Origin of the sequence: Marinibacterium sp. SX1, assembly GCF_050389775.1 — a bacterium.
Taxonomy (GTDB): domain Bacteria; phylum Pseudomonadota; class Alphaproteobacteria; order Rhodobacterales; family Rhodobacteraceae; genus Marinibacterium.
The window spans coordinates 215,668-231,676 of sequence record NZ_CP177145.1; the positions used below are offsets into that span (position 1 = coordinate 215,668).

At 72.9% G+C, this 16,009-nt stretch carries 8 protein-coding genes; 4 read left to right on the forward strand and 4 right to left on the reverse strand.

Features of this window, described 5'->3' with window-relative positions; genetic code table 11:
- Positions 1 to 100 precede the first annotated feature (100 nt).
- From ACK3BB_RS22380 to ACK3BB_RS22395, 4 genes are all read left to right on the forward strand, one after another.
- Positions 101 to 7,168: a hypothetical protein gene (locus ACK3BB_RS22380; RefSeq protein WP_428928862.1), complete on the forward strand. Its 7,068-nt coding sequence runs from the start codon at positions 101 to 103 to the stop codon at positions 7,166 to 7,168.
- A 126-nt stretch (positions 7,169 to 7,294) separates the two neighbouring features.
- Positions 7,295 to 9,208: a pyridoxamine 5'-phosphate oxidase family protein gene (locus tag ACK3BB_RS22385; RefSeq protein WP_428928863.1), complete on the forward strand. Its 1,914-nt coding sequence runs from the start codon at positions 7,295 to 7,297 to the stop codon at positions 9,206 to 9,208.
- Between the two features lie 12 nt (positions 9,209 to 9,220).
- On the forward strand, positions 9,221 to 10,570 hold the full coding sequence (locus ACK3BB_RS22390) for an NAD(P)/FAD-dependent oxidoreductase (protein ID WP_428928864.1): 1,350 nt from the start codon (positions 9,221 to 9,223) through the stop codon (positions 10,568 to 10,570).
- 59 nt (positions 10,571 to 10,629) lie between these two features.
- Entirely contained in the window at positions 10,630 to 11,511 is an 882-nt protein-coding gene (locus tag ACK3BB_RS22395) for an alpha/beta fold hydrolase (protein ID WP_428928865.1), read from the forward strand.
- A 70-nt stretch (positions 11,512 to 11,581) separates the two neighbouring features.
- Here ACK3BB_RS22395 and ACK3BB_RS22400 read toward each other — a convergent pair whose 3' ends face one another.
- The 4 genes from ACK3BB_RS22400 to ACK3BB_RS22415 are packed head-to-tail and all read right to left on the reverse strand — an operon-like array spanning position 11,582 to position 15,909.
- Positions 11,582 to 12,364, reverse strand: a complete 783-nt coding sequence (locus tag ACK3BB_RS22400; protein ID WP_428928866.1) for an AraC family transcriptional regulator — start codon at positions 12,362 to 12,364, stop codon at positions 11,582 to 11,584.
- Between the two features lie 3 nt (positions 12,365 to 12,367).
- A complete protein-coding gene (locus ACK3BB_RS22405) occupies positions 12,368 to 13,516 on the reverse strand; it encodes an NAD(P)/FAD-dependent oxidoreductase (protein WP_428928867.1) in 1,149 nt (382 codons plus the stop codon).
- Entirely contained in the window at positions 13,509 to 15,107 is a 1,599-nt protein-coding gene (locus ACK3BB_RS22410) for an FAD-dependent oxidoreductase (protein ID WP_428928868.1), read from the reverse strand. The genes ACK3BB_RS22405 and ACK3BB_RS22410 overlap by 8 nt, the downstream gene beginning before the upstream one ends.
- A 25-nt stretch (positions 15,108 to 15,132) precedes the next feature.
- A complete protein-coding gene (locus tag ACK3BB_RS22415) occupies positions 15,133 to 15,909 on the reverse strand; it encodes an IclR family transcriptional regulator (protein WP_428928869.1) in 777 nt (258 codons plus the stop codon).
- Between the last annotated feature and the right edge of the window lie 100 nt (positions 15,910 to 16,009).

The following is a 16,009-nucleotide window of genomic DNA, read 5'->3' on the forward strand; positions in this document are numbered from 1 at the left end:
TAGCAATGGTCCGGGGATCGCAGGGCCAAGACCTTTCGTCCGGCGTTTTCGGGGCAACCCGGTCCGCCGGGTGTACAATCCATCCAACAAGGCCCGCCCCGTGACAATCATCCCGCCCCTGAGCCCCGCCTCGCCCCTGAACCTGCGCCCGATGCCCCGCCGCCGGGGCCGGTTGTTGCGCGCCTCGGTCTCGGCGCTGGCCATCGGCGGGGGCATGGGCGCGGCCGGGTCGGCGGGGGCCGATCCCTGCACCGGTGACACGACCACCCTGACCTGCAGCTATACCGATGCCGACGAGCTCAACGTCATCGACCTGTCCGGCACGGGGCTGGAAACCGTCGAGATCTCCAACGACGCGACGCTGAACGCCTCGACGGATTACCAGTCGATCAGCTCGGGGATTTCCGCGGATTTCCCCGGCGCGGCCGGCAGCAGCGACACACCCGGCGGCCAGGCCGGGGCCGACGTGACGCTGACCAACCAGGGCGCCATCACCATGACCGGCTCGGGCGCACCCGGCTGGACCCCCGACAACGTCACCGGCATCCAGATCCGCACCAATGGCGGCGACGGGGCCCAGCCCGACAGCAAGGGCGACGGCGGGCGCGGAGGCGACAGCGGCCAGGTCACGATCACCAATTCCGCGGCCATCACCATCGACGCCAGCGCCGTGCAATCCCTGTCGGTGCCGGTCTACGGCATCAACGTCCAGGCCGAGGCCGGGGCCGGGGGGGACATGCAATCAGGCTCGGGCGACCAGCGCGGTGGCAATTCGGGCGATGGCAAGGCCGTCACGCTGGACAATTCCGGGGCGATCACCCTGGGCAGCCAGGACAACCCGCTGCGCGTGGGCACCGACGGCCGGGCCATCCGCATCGTGACCGAAGGCAACTCCGGCGGCTCGGAAAACGGCTCCGGGGGCACCGGCGGGCCGATCAGCGTGACCAACAGCGGCGCGCTGACGGCCTGGTTCGACGTGGTGGGCACCGGCGAATACGGGCTGCACGGCATGTTCCTGCGCAGCTCCGGCGGCAGCGGCACAGCCTCGGAGGACAATTCCGACGACGGTGGCCGGGGCGAGGACGGCCGGGCGCTGAGCGTGACCAACACCGCCGACATCACCCTGGGCCAGTCGGGCAACGCGCCGATCGGCGAATCCGCGGCGATCTTCATGCGGTCGGCGGGCGGCAACGGCGGCACGTCGGCCAACCAGAGCACCGGCGGCGCCGGCGGCATGGGCAGCGCCGACACCAGCGGTTCGGCCTCGACGACCAGCCTGGCCCTGAACGGCGGCACGGTCACGGCCCATGGCGACCACGTCTCGGGCGTGATCCTGCGCAGCGAAGGCGGCAGCGGCGGCGATGGCAACGGCGACGACCGGTCGACCGGCGGCCGGGGCGGCTATGGCGGGGGCATCCAGGTCGGCATGACCTCGGACGCGGCCATCGTGACCACCGGGCATTACGCCTATGGCATCCTCGGCCAGTCGATCGGCGGGCTGGGCGGAAGCAATGCGGGCACCGGCGGGACCGGGGGCGATGGCGGCAATGTCGGCGTGTCGACGGCCCGGGGCAGCCGGATCACCACCTCGGGCGATTTCGCCGCCGGCATCACCTTTCATTCCATCGGCGGGTTCGGCGGCACCGGCGAGAATTTCACCGGCGTGCTGGCCGGATCGGGCGGTGACGGGGGCAATGGCGGCGACGGGGCCCAGATCACCCTGACCACGGCGACGCAGATCACCACCGCCGGGGCCCATGCCTATGGCCTGCTGGCCCAGTCGATCGGCGGATCGGGTGGCACCGGGGGCGTGGCCGAAGGGCTGACGCTGGAACTGGGCGGGGCCGGGGGCAACGGCGGGGCGGCCGGCGTGGTCGAGATCAACAATACCGGGGCAATCACCACGGCCGGCGACTACGCCATGGGCATCATCGGCCAGTCGATCTCGGGCGGGGGCGGCGCGGGCGGGGCGACCGGAGGCATCCTGTCGGTCGGCGGCGGGTCGGGCACCGGGGCCGACAACGACACCACCAGCTACGTGACCAATTCCGGCGATATCACCACAAGCGGCGCCGGGGCGGTGGGCATCCTGCTGCAATCCGTCGGCGGCGGCGGCGGTGTCGGCGGCGGGGCCACGGGCATTGGCACGGTCGGCGGGTCGGGCAGCGCCGGAGGCAATGCCGGGGTGGTCGATCTCTTTGCCGTGGGCGGCACGGTGACCACCACCGGAGATCACGCCTACGGGCTGGTCGCCCAGTCTGTCGGCGGCGGCGGGGGCAATGGCGGCGACGTGCTCGACCTGTCGCTGGGCATCGGCCTTGGCGTGGGCGGCAGCGGCGGGGGCGGCGGCTGGGGCCAGGCGGCCTGCGTGACCAACAGCTATGCCGGCTGCACGCCGACGCCGACCGACAGCGGGTCGAGCGCGCCCCAGGGCGCGGGCAGCGCGATTGCCACGGCCGGAGCCTTTGCCCATGGGGTGATTGCCCAGTCGGTCGGGGGTGGCGGCGGCAACGGTGGCAGCTTCGAAGGCGCGGCGGCGGCCAGCCTGCTGGCCTTCCAGGTCGGCGGCGGCGGATCGACCGGGGCCGATGCCCGGCCGGCCGAGGTCTATTTCGACAACCTGCTGCTGCAGACCGCGGGCGAGAACGCCCGGGGCATCATCGCCCAGTCGATCGGCGGGGGCGGCGGCAACGGCGGCAATGCCGTCAGCCTGGACGTGGCCACTCCGCTGGCCTTCCAGGTCGGCGGCAGCAGCGGCGACGGCGGGGCCGGGGGCACGGCCCAGGTCCAGCTGGACGCCAGCACGCTGGTGACCTCGGGCTCCAATGCCGGGGCGATCCTGGCCCAGTCGGTCGGCGGGGGCGGAGGCACCGGGGGATCGGCCTCGGGGATGGATGCCTCGGTGGGCTTTACCATGGACGTGGCCCTGGGCGGGTCGGGCGGCAACGGCGGATCGGCCGGCGATGTCACGGCCAGCCTGTCCGGCAGTTGCCTGTCCACCGGGTTTGCCGGCGATACCGGCTGCACCGGGGCGGCCGACACGGCGCTTGGCACGGCGGTGGGCTCGGCCCACGGGCTGACCGCGCAATCCATCGGCGGTGGCGGGGGCACCGGCGGATCGGCCATGGCCGGGGCGATCACCGCGGCCGTGCCCACCGGCGAAGGCGAATCCGTGGCCGTAACCGGCACCCTGGCCGTCGGCGCCAGCGGCGGGCTGGGCGGCACGTCGGGCCAGGTCCAGGCCCGGCTGTCGGATGCCAGCGCCATCCTGACCGGGGGCGACGGCTCGCACGGGATCCTGGCCCAGTCGATCGCCGGGGGCGGCGGCGACGGCGGCAGCGCAACGGCCCTGTCGGGCGGCGTCGGCGTGCCCAAGACCATCTCTGTCGACCTGTCGATGAGCCTGGGCGGCGCGGCCGGCCAGGGCAGCGCGGCCGGCGCGGTCGACGTGACCGTCGAGGGCGGATCTGCCATTGCCACCCATGGCGACGCGTCCAATGCCATCGTCGCCCAGTCGATCGGCGGCGGCGGGGGCGACGGCGGGGTGGGCAACGCCAACAACGACAAGATCGGCCGGGGCATGAACGTGTCGGCCGACATCGGCCTGGGCGGCAAGGGCGGCGGCGGCGGGGCCGGCGGCGCGACCAGCGTGACCATCGACGCCGACAGCCTGCTGAGCACCACCGGCGCCGGGTCGCACGGGGTGGTCGCACAATCCATCGGTGGCGGCGGCGGCACCGGCCAGGGCGGCTCGATCGGGCTGAGCGCCTCGGGTTTCACCCAGGCCGAGGCCATCGCGATCAAGAAGAAGGAAGGCAAGCCGGTCAAGAACCTGCTCAAGCTCAAGGCCAGCGCCCGGGTGACCCTGAATGTCGGCGGCCATCCCGGCCAGGGCAGCACCGGCGGCGCGGTGACCGTCAGCTCGGCCGGGCAGATCGCGACCAGCGGCGATGACGGCGACGGGCTGATCCTGCAATCCATCGGCGGCGGCGGCGGGGTGGCCGGCACGGCCGGCTCGCAATCGGGCACCAGTTCGGCCGGCGCATTGCCCCGGCCCGAGATCACGATCAACCCGACCATCGCCGCACAGCTGTCGATCGGCAGCACCGGCGGTTCGGGCGGCAACGGCGCGGCGGTCAGCCTGGACCAGCAGGGCCTGGTGTCGACCCTGGGCGATTTCGCCGATGGCATCATCGCCCAGTCCATCGGCGGCGGTGGCGGCACCGGCGGCGCTTCGGCCCAGAGCGACGGCAACATGATCGCCTCGGTCGACATGGCCATCGGCGGTGGCGGCGGCACGGCCGGCAACGGCGGGGCGGTCACGGCCCGCTTCGACACGGCCCAGGTCACCACCGCCGGCGAATATGCCCATGGCGTCGTGCTGCAATCGGTGGGCGGCGGCGGCGGGCTGGGCGGCGCGGGCACGGTGGCCGGGGCCGGCCAGTCGACCGTAGCCAACCCGGGCGGAGGCAGTCTCTATTCCATTTCGCTGGATGCCGGCATCTCGCTCGGCGCGGGGATCGGTGGCAGCGGCGGAGCCTCGGGCAACGGCGGGGCGGTGACGGTCACGACCGAGGGCGACGACGAGCTGACCCTGCGCACCATCGGCCGCGACGCCCATGCCATCGTGGCCCAGTCGATCGGCGGCGGCGGCGGGCTGGGCGGCACCGGGGGCACGGTGGCCAACCAGGGCCCGCTGGACGTCAACATCGACGTCGTGCTGGGCGGCGACGGAGGCAGCGCCGGCAATGGCGGCACGGTCGACATGGACCTGCTGACCGACATCCAGACCCAGGGTGCGCGGGCCATCGGCCTGCTGGCCCAATCCATCGGCGGCGGCGGAGGCATCGGCGGCACGGCCAATTCCGAAACCGTCACCTCGGTCACGCTGAGCGCGGCCGACCAGGGCGCGCAGGGCGATGGCGGGGCGGTATCGGTCGCGCTGGAAAGCGGCAGCCGCATCAACACCACGGGCGTCGGCGGCCATGCCCTGGTCGCCCAGTCGATCGGCGGCGGCGGGGGCATCGCCGGCGACACCGGCGCGGACAGCTTCGACACCCTGCAGACAGCGGGGCAGGGCGATCCGTCAGGGGGCTCCGGCAAGACGGTCGACGTGACCGTCGATGGCGACATCACCACCAGCGGCGACGCGGCCTTTGGCCTGATCGCCCAATCGGTCGGCGGACGGGGCGGCATCTGGGGCCAGGGCGGCCGTTTCTATGCCGGCAGCCTGGGCGGCGCCTCGGGCCATGGCGGCGCGGTCAGCATCACCCAGCAGGGCACCATCACGACCACGGGCACCGGATCGAACGGCATCTTCGCCCAGTCCACCGGGCCAGAGGGCAACGGCACGATCACCGTCGATGTCTCGGGCCAGGTCACAGGCGGCACCGGCACAGGTGCGGCGATCTATGTCTCGGAAGGCCATGACAACGTCCTGACCGTCAATGCCGGCGCCTCGGTGCTGGCCGGAGGCATGGACGGGGACGACGCAGGCCAGGCCGTGCGCTACCTGGGCAGCAATAGCCAGGACGACGGCTATACGCTGGCGGTGCAGAACCATGGCACGATCCAGGGCGACGTGGTCCTGCAATCCTCCGACAGCACGTTCGACGCCGCGGCGGTCGACGCCCGGAAGGGCCAGCTGGTGGCCGGCCGGGTGACCAATCTCCGCCAGGGTCGCTGGGTCCTGGGCGCGGCATCGGTGGCCGATGTGGTCAATGCCGGGCTGATCACCACGCTCGGCGGCACCCCGGGCACCGAGCACCGCCTGTCCGGCCGGTTCCGCCAGCATGCCGACGGCGTCCTCGAACTGGCCGCCGATTTCGGCGCCGGGGCTTCGGACAGCCTGCTGTTCGACGGCGATGTCACGCTGGACGGCAAGCTGCGCATCGCGGCGACCGGGCTGGCCCCGGGCACCGCGCGCCAGGTCCTGCGCTTTGGCGGCCAGGTCACCGGCAACCTGCAGGTCGAGGACAGCGCGGCCGTCGATTACGCCCTGGACCTGACCGGCAACGGGGCCGTCGTGCATGTCCGCGACACGCGGTTCGGCACGGCCTATGACACGCTGGACGCCAACCAGCGCGAGGTCGGCGCACATCTCGACCGGATCTTCGACACCGGGGCGGAGGGCTACGAGACGGTCCTGGCCGGGCTCGACGCCCTGACCCGCCAGCCCGACGGCGCGGCAGCCTATGCCGCCGGGCTCAGCTCGTTCACCCCGGGCAGCGCCCTGGCCGCGGCGGCGACACAGGCCATGTTCGCCCGGTCGCGCATGGACAGCGCCCTGCGCTGCCGCCGGGCCGGGCCGGAGGGCGGCGCCGACGCCGGGTTCGACGCCCATGGCCTCTGCAGCTGGGCCGACATCGGCGGGCTGCGCTTCGACCAGGGCGGCACCGGGGGCTATGACGGTGACCAGCTTGTCGTCAGCGGCGGCGCCCGGGCCCGGCTGGACGGGCCCTGGACCATCGGCCTGGCGCTTGGCTACGAACACGGCCGTTTCGACGCGGACCAGGGCCAGTCCTCGGCCGAGGGAGACGGCGGCTACCTGGCGCTTGCCCTGGGCCGGTCGGTCGGCGGGATCGACCTGTCGGCGGCGCTCAGCGCCAGCTACGGCCGGTATGACCTGGCCCGGGCCGTGGCCGGCAGCGCCCCGCCCGCCATGGCCAGCGGCCGGACCGGTATCGCGAGCTACGGCGCCCGCCTGCACGGCAGCCGGGTCTTCGGGAATGCCGCCGGCTACCTGCGCCCGGCGCTGGACCTCGATCTGGTCCACACCCGGGCCGCAGGCTACACCGAGACCGGCGCCGGAGCCTACAACCTGGCCGTCGACGACCAGTCGCAGACCATCCTGGTGGCCACGCCCTCGGTCGAGATCGGGCGGCGGATGGCGCTGAACGGCGGGCTGGCACTGTCGGTCTATGCCAATGCCGCGCTCAGCCTGTCGAATGCCGATGAATGGACCACGGTCGCGCGGCTCGACGGGGCCGCCCCGGGGGCCGGGACCTTCCGGTCGTCGGTGCCGGTGGCCGACCGGCTGGGCCGGGTGTCGCTGGGCCTGGCGCTGGCACGCGGCGCGGGCTTCGAGGCGCGCATCGAATACGGCGGGGCCTTTGGCAGCGATTTCACCAGCCATGCCCTGGGCCTGGGGGTCACCGCCCGGTTCTGACCCCGGGGCCGCCGGTGCCCCCCGGCCCTGCCGCCTTTGCGACGGAACTTGCCGCGTTCGCATCTGCATCGCGCCGTGCCGCCTGCCGGACCCGGGCCTATCATCGCCCGGGAAAGGAAACGGCCCATGCATGACGAGGCCCGCGATTTCTGCGCCCGGTCCACGCTTTTGTTCATCGCCTCGTGCAATGGTGACGGGCACCTGGATGTCTCGCCCCGGGGCGGCCAGCCGGCGGTGCTGCGCGTCATGGACGACGGCCGGCTGCTGCTGCCCGACGTGGCCGGCAACCGGCGGCTGGACACGATCGGCAACCTGCAGGCCGATGACCGCGTGGCCCTGGCCCTGCTGGTCAGGGGCGCGCCGCGCTGGCTGCACCTGCAGGCCCGGGCCCATGTCTCGCGCGCGCCCGATCTGCTGCGCGCCTTTCCCGCCGACGAAGCCCCGCCGCTGGCCGTGCTGGTGCTGGCCCCCCTCACGGCCGCGTTTCACGACGGGGCCGAGCTGGGCCGGGCCGGGTTCTGGGGCGCGGCGCCGGCGCTGGCGCCCCTGGATCTGCGCGGCATGGTTGCGGCCGACAAGGCGGCCGAGGCCCGCGCCGGCCTGACCCCGGTGCCCAAGAACCCCGGCGAAGAGGCCGCGCTGAAGCGGGCCGGGCTGCGGGCGGTCTATGGCACGCCCAGCGAGGGCGTGCGGCGCAAGGTCAGCGCCATTGCCGGGCCGGGCGCGCGCAGTTTCCTGGCCGAGACCGGGCTGACCGTCCTGGCCCGGCCCGACACCGATGGCCCCCGGATCGAACTGCTGGCCCGGGGCGCGCCCGAGCCGGTCACCCGGGGCAACCACCAGCACATCCGCCTGCCCGGAGCCTCCCTGGCCGGCGAATGCGCGCTGGCCGCCGTGGCCCCGGGCCGCAACGAATTGCTGCGCCTGGCCGGCCGCGCCGCCACGCCCGACACCCTGGCCCCGCGCGAGATCTACTTTCACTGCGCCGCGGCCTTTTCCCGGGCCCGGGCCTGGCAGGATCTCGGCCCTGCGCACCGCCCCCGGGCCTGGACCGGCAAGCGCCGGTTCCGCTGCACCGGGCGGGTCACCGAAGCGCCGGGAGTGGTGTCGTTCCTGCTGGCCCCCGATGACGATGCCCCGCTGAGCCCGGCCCTGCCCGGGCAATACGTCACCGTCGCGCTGCCCGGCGCACCCGACCAGCGATCCTATTCGATCTCGGGGCAGGAGGCCGGCAGCCTGCGGATCACCGTCCGGCGGCTGGGCCGCGGCGGGCTGTCCGACGCGATGCATGACAGGCTCATGCCCGGCGGCCTGCTGGGGGTCGGCGCCCCGGCCGGGCGGTTCGTCCCCGCCAGCGCCCCCGGCCGGCCCGTCGTGCTGATCGCGGCCGGGGTCGGGGCCACGCCGCTGCTGCCCATGCTGCACCATTTCGCCGGGCAGGGGCGCGAGACCTGGTTCCTGCTGGGCGTGCGCGACGGCGACCACCACCTTTTTCGCAGGGACGTGGCCCGGCATGCCGGGGCGGCCCATGTCCACCTGCGCCATGCCTATTCCCGGCCCCGACCCGGCGAGACACCCGACCATGCCGGCCGGATCGATGCCGGCTGGATCGCCGGGCTGCTGCCCGTGGAAACGGCCGATGTCTATATCTGCGGGCCGGGGGAGTTCATGGCCGGCCTGACCGCCGACCTGCAGGCCCTTGGCGTGCCGCCCGAGGCCATCCGCAGCGAGGTCTTTCAGCCCGGCGACGGCCCCAGCGCCTTTGACACCACCGGCCTGCCGGACCACTGCCGCGTGCGGTTCACCCGTTCGGGGGTCACGGCCGACTGGACCCCCGCGGCCGGCACCCTGCTCGACCTGGCCCTGGCGGCCGGCGTGCAGGCGCCGCATTCCTGCCGGATCGGCGATTGCCAGAGCTGCGCCCAGACCCTGCTGGACGGCCAGGCCGCCCAGATCACCCCCGACGCCCCGCCGCCCGTCGGCCGGCAGGTGCTGCTGTGCCAGGCCGTGCCGCTTGGCGATCTCGACATCGACTGCTGAGGCAACCCGGCCATGACCGTTTCCTTTCCCTTCACCATGGATCAGCCCGGAAGGTTCACCGGCCCCCTGCCGGCATCGAGCGGGGCGGTGATCATCGGCGGCGGCGTGCTGGGCGTGACCGCCGCGCTGTTCCTCAACCGCGCCGGGGTGCCTGTCACCCTGCTGGAAAAGGGCCGCATCGCCGGCGAGCAATCCTCGCGCAACTGGGGCTGGGTCCGCCAGCTGGGCCGCGACCTGGCCGAGCTGCCGATCATGATCGAGGCCCGGCGCCACTGGCTGGACCTGGCCGGCCAGTGCGAGAGTGACATCGGCCTGCGCGAAACCGGGGTCAGCTATCTGGCGCGGCAGGACAGCGAACTGGCGGAATTCGCCGACTTCCAGGCCCAGATGCGGGACCATGACGTGGCCTGCGACCTGCTCGACCCCGATCAGGTGGCCGCCCATATCCCGGGCATGGCGCGGCGGTTCCGGGGCGGTATCCTGGCGCCCACGGACCTGCGGGCCGAACCCTGGCTGGCCGTGCCCGCCCTGGCCCGGCTGGCCGCCAGCGAAGGCGTGACGATCCGCGACGGCACCGCCGCCCGGGCGCTGGACCTGCAGGGCGGGCGGGTGAGCGGGGTGATCACCGAAGCCGGGCCGATCGCCTGCGACCGGGTGCTGGTGGCCGCCGGGGCCTGGTCCTCGCTCTTTCTGCGCAATCACGGCGTGACCATCCCCCAGCTGTCGGTGCGGGCGACCGTGGCCGCCACGGCGCCGCTGCCTGAGGTCTATGCCGGGGCGGCGACCGACGAACATATCGCCTTTCGCCGCCGGGCCGATGGCGGCTTTACCCTGGCCGCCGGCGGACGCCACCAGCTGCTTGTCGGGCCTGATGCCTTTCGCCACGCACCACGCTACCTGCGCGCCCTGGCCCGGGCGCCCCTGGGCACCGGGTATCGGCCCGCCGCGCCGCAGGGCTTCCCGGACGGCTGGACCACCCCGCGCCGCTTTGGCCCGGGGGATGTCACGCCCTTCGAACGCATGCGCATCCTCAACCCGGCGCCCGAGCCGGCCGCGCTGCGCGCGATGCAGGCGGGAATGGCCGAACTGTTTCCCGAACTGGCCGAGGTGCCCCTGCAAAGGAGCTGGGCCGGCATGATCGACGCCATGCCCGATTTCGTGCCCATCGCCGATGCCGTCGCCGCGCTGCCCGGGCTGTTCCTGGCCACGGGGATGAGCGGCCACGGCTTTGGCATCGGCCCGGGTTTCGGCCGGATCATGGCCGACCTGATGCAGGGCAATGCCCCCGGCCACGACATGGCCCGCTTTCGCCTGTCGCGCTTTTCCGACGGCAGCGCGCTGCGGCTGGGCCCGGCGATCTGACCAGCCCATCCAAAAGCAGACCGGCCGAAACAGGCCGACACCAACAGCGGAGACCCCAGATGCAGAAGATCACCACCGCCCCGACCGGCTGGGCCATGTGCCTGGCCCTGGCCATATGCGCGTCGTTGTCCCTTGCCCCCGCCGGCCCGGCCATGGCCCAGGCCAGCTGGGAAACCGTGCCCGCCCCGGCGCCGCTGCCCGCCCCGGCGGCCTCGGGCATGGTGGCCACGGCCGATGACGAACAGGTCTATTACGAGATCCACGGCACCACCGGCGACTGGATCATCTTCCTGCATGGGGGCACCGGCACGGCGCTGTCCTGGGGCAACCAGGTTCCGGCCTTTGCCGGCCACAACCGCGTCCTGCTGATCGAATCCCGCGGCCACGGCCGGTCCAGCTGGAACGGCGATCCGCTGCATTACGAGCGCATGGCCGATGATGTCGTTGCCGTGATGGACGCCCTGGCCATTCCCGCCGCCGACATCGTCGGCTGGAGCGATGGCGGCGACATCGCCATGATCATGGGGTTCAAATATCCCGATCACGTCCGGCGCTTCGTGACCTTCGGGTCCAATGCCGATACCAATGCCTATGATGCCGACAACCTGGCCAGGCCGCCCTACACGATCAAGAGCAGCCGGGCCGAAGACGCCTATCGCGCCGTGTCGCCCACGCCCGACCGCTGGGAAAGCTTCCGCGATGCGGTCTATGACATGTGGCACCGCGAGCCGCACATGCTGGGCGATCTGCCGGCCATCACCGCGCCGGCCCTGATCGCCGTGGGCCAGTATGACGCGATCTCGGTGGCCCACAGCCAGGCCATCGTCGATGCGATCCCCGGGGCCGAGCTGGCCGTCATGCCCGAGGCGTCGCACTACATGCCCCTGCATGCGCCCGAGGCCTTCAACACCGCGGTCAAGGACTTCCTGGACCGCCAGTGACATGGCCACGACCCGGGGCGGGGGGCACTCCCGCCCGGTCCCGCGCCGGATTGTCCCGGCGCGGCGCCGGTCAGGTGAATTCGCGCGGGCTGCGGCCGGTCACCTTGCGGAACATGCTGGCAAAGGCGCTGGGGCTGTCATAGCCCACTTCCCAGGCCACCCGCTGGACGCTGTCGCCCGCGCCCAGCATCTCGATCGCCCGTTGCACCCGGGCCTGGCGCCGCCATTCGGCCAGCGGCAGGCCGGTTTCGGCCAGGAAATGCCGCTCCAGCCAGCGCCGGCTGGCGCCGATGCGCCGGGCCAGGTCGGCCGTGGAACTGCGGTCGCCGGGCCGTTCGCGCAGCTCGATGCACAGCCGCAACAGGCGGCCGTCGCGGGGCAGGGCCAGCGCCTGGGCCTCGGGGCTGAGGCTGCGCAGCTCGTGCAGCACCAGGGCGGTCAGATGCGGTTCGGTCACCGGATCGCCCCGGCCTTCGGTCAGCTCGATCAGCCGTTCCATCAGCACGGCCAGCATCTGCGACGGCCGGAACACCGTGGTTTCGGCCGGCAGGTCGGCGGCCTGGTCGGGATGCAAGTAGAGCGACTGGAACTCGGGCTCGGCCTCGGTCGCGATCCCGTGGGGCAGACCGCCGGGCAGCCACATCAGCTGGCCCGGGGGCAGCAGGGTCGTGGCCCCCGGCGTGCGCACCCGGGCCGAAGCCCCGCGCACGCGCAACAGCTGACCGCGGGCATGGTCGTGCATCGGCCCGCTCACCCCGCTGTCATAGCGCCGGGTCTGGGCGATCAGGGGCACCGCCGTCGCGGCGATGCGGTCGAACACCGTGTCATCGGGGGTGGCCAGCACCATCGCCATGGCTCAGGCCTCCGCCACTTGGGGCAGCCAGCCCTGCAGCGCCGCCCAATCCGGTTCGAGCCGGTCGAACCGCGACAGGCGCAACGAGGACAGGTCGGCGAAATCGCAGGCGCCCTGAAGGATCAGCTGGCTCAGCGCCCGGCCCGAGGCCGGCGACAGGCCAAACCCCACGCCCGACATCGTGCCCACGGTCAGGTTGGTCCAGGGCCCGGGCCGGTCCAGCACCGGCCGGCCATCGGGCGTGTTTTCCACCACCCCGGCCCAGCTGCGGATGATCCGCGCATGAGACGCCCCGGGGAAGAGCTCGACCAGGCGCCGGGCAATCGAGGCCGTGACCGGCGAGGTCGGCCGCCCGCCGCCGGGCTGCGCTTCGGTCTCGATCCATTCATGCGGCCCGCCGCCATAGGCCAGGTTGCCCCGCAGGGTCTGACGGCCATACAGCCCGTTGCCGTCGACCCCGAGATGGCGCATCAGCGGCAGCGGTTCGGTCACGATGATCTCGGCCCGGGCATGCAGCAGCGGGACGGTCACGTCCAGCATGGCCGCCAAGCGCCCGGTCTGCGGCCCCGCGGCGATCAGCAGGTGATCGCAGCCCAGGACGCCGGCCTCGGTCTCGACCCCGACGATCCGGTCGCCTTCAGTACGAAAGCCCGTGGCGCCCAGGTTCTGGCGCACCCGGCCGCCCCGGTCGGCGATGGCCCAGGCATAGGCCTGGACCGTGCGATGGGGATTGGCCTTGCCGCCATAGTTGAAATGATAGCCCCCGTGGACGTTGTCGCCGGTCAGGGGCACCATCTCGCGGATCGTCGGCGCGTCCAGCCGTTCGGCGGTAAAGCCCTGGCGTTCGGCGTTTTCCACCGCCCGCTGCAACAGGGCCAGCCGGTCCGGGGCGGTGGTGATCGAAATCTGGTTGGGCACGAATTCGGTCGGATAGCCGAGGATCTCGTCCATCATCGGCCACAGCCGCTGTTCCTCGCAAAAGAGCGGGCTGGGGTGATGCGCGCAGCCCCCGCCATTGCGCCCCGAGGCCTCGCGCCCAAGCACGCCCCGGTCCAACACCAGCACGTCGACCCCGGCCTCGGCCAGCCAGAAACCCGTCGACAGGCCGGTCACCCCGCCTCCGACGACAATGACCGATGCACCTTCATTCATTGGCATGATCTTCCTCCGTCCGGCGGGTGGCCACGGTATAGCTCTCGGGCAGGATTTCCCACGGGGCCCACTGGCCGGGCATGCCGAACCAGGCTTCCCAATTGTCGAGCACCTCGGGGGTTTCAGGCAACAACGCCTCGGCCAGGCTGAGCGGGCGGACCGGCATGCGGTAGCTGGCCAGCGGGATCGCCCCCAGCGCCAGGGTCTCTTGCAGGGCCAGCAGGGCCTGGACCTGTTCGCGGCAGCGCCGGCCCTGGCAGGGGCCCATGCCCGCGCGGGTCAGGCGCTTGACCTGGTCGGGATCGGGCGGGCCGTCGCCCAGCAGCCGGGTCAGGCTGCGCGGGGCATTGCCCGGCGCCGGTGCGTTGAGGTAGCGCGGCGGGCGCAGTTCCAGGATGTCGCGGGCGGTGACCTCTTCGCAGAGACAGACGGGCATTTCGTCCATGGCCTCGACCACCGCCGCGCGGATCCAGCCCTTGCGATAGTCCGACAGGTCCGGCCCGTCGCCGGGCGGGATCGGCAGCGGGGCAGGGGGTGCGGCCGACGGTCCCGGCCCCTTGCCCAGGGCCGCCAGCGCGGCCTCGGCGGCCAGCCGGCCCTCGGCCTCCGACAGGGCGGGATCGGCCGACTTGGCCGGCCAGATGCCGCAGCAATCGCCGGCCGCCCGCACCCCGTCCAGCGTGGTCGCCAGCCCGGCCCCAAGCCGGGGCACAAAGCCCGACCGCGCGGCATCGAAGGACACCGCCGCGCCGGCGGCCTGCAACAGGTCGATCACCGGCACCGCGCCAACCCCCAGCAGAACCGCGTCGCAGGCAATCGCCCCGTCGCCCAGGTTCAGGGCGGTCACGCCCGACATGTCGCAATCGACCCCGCGCGGCACCGCCCCGGTGCGGATCTCGATGCCCCTGTCGGCCAGCTGAGCCAGCAGCGCGTCGGGGGCCGGCGCCGTCTCGGCCCGTTCGATCACCGCGGCCACCTCGACCCCGCCATCGGCCAGGGCCAGCGCTCCGGTCAGGGCCTCGGCCGTCGCGCCCAGAACCACGCAGCGCCGCGCGTCGAGCGCATCGTAGAGCCCGTGCAGCACCAGCGCCGCATGCAGGCCCATCACCCCCGGCATGTCCCAGCCGGGAAAGGCCAGCCCCATGTCGCGCCGGCCGGTGGCCACCACGGCCTGGCCGAAGCGCACCAGCTGGGTGCCCTCGTCGCCGCCCGACAGGCTGGCCAGCCGGCCCGGCAGCCAGCGCATGTTGACCTGGTTGACGTAGAGCCCCCAGCAGGCCGTGCCCAGCCGGACATCGACCCCGGCCTCGAACAGATCGCCCAGGGCCGGGCGGGCCTCGAGCATGCGCTCCATCATGGCCTGGCGGTTGCGCGTCTGGCCACCGGCCCGGCCGCCCCAGATCTGCGGCACGTGTTCGCCCATCGTCTCGAAGGGCACCGGCGCCTCGTCGACGAGCATCACGCTGGCCCCGCCCTCGGCCGCCTGTCGCGCCGCGGCCCGGCCCGCCGGCCCCGCGCCGATGACAAGGATGTCGACCTCGGAGGCAATCACGAGGTCCTTTCCGGCAACCGATACGGGGTCTTGGGTCATGGGGCGTCCTTTCAGCGTGGAGGCGTTAGGGGGACCTGTCGGCCTGGGCCAGCAGGGCGGCGGAATAATCGCTGGCCAGTCCGGCCTTGCGCAGGGTGTCGGCCATCAGCGCGGCGACTTCGGCCCGCCGGCCGATCAGCCGGGTGACCGGGCCGGACACGACGATCGAAAAGCGCCGGTTGCCCCAGGGCAGCGACAAGGACACCCCGGCCAGGTCGGGCGTGCCCTCGGCATTGCTCTGGTGATAGCCCCGCGCCACGCCTTCGCGGATGCGCGTCTCGACCTCGTCGGGCGAGCCGGGGGCGTTGGGCTGGGGCCGGGTGAAATCGAGCCGGCGATAGAGCGCCTCGCGTTCCTTGGGGTCCATCTGGACCAGGATCGCCCGGCCGGCCGAGGTGGCATGGATCGGGGCCAGGGTGCCCTCTTCGGCGAAATAGCGCAGCATCTGGCGGGATTCGCGCACATGCACCATCAGCACCCAGCTGCCCGCCGGCGCGCCCAGGGCCGTGGTTTCGTCGGTGCGCCGGCCGATCTCGTCGACCACCGCGCGCAGCTGGTCGGGCACGCCGTCGCGGTCGGTCACACGCCCGACGACGCGGCTCCAGCGCGGGCTGGGGTAATAGGACCCGCGCAGAGACGGTTCATAGAGATACCCCCGGTCGAGCAGGGTGCCGACCAGGTTGAAGGTGCTCGACCGCGGCCAGCCCAGCCCGTCGGCGATTTCGGCCAGCGTGGCCGGCCCGCCGCGTTCGGCGAAGAATTCCAGTAGTTCGATGACGTTGGCCGCCCGGCGCACCTGCATGTTGTCCTATCTCCCGCGGGATCCGTTCCGACCGATCATAGGGAAAAGCCGCCGGGCCCAGAATCGTTTTGTCGGCATCGTCTTGTCGTCATCTCTTTGT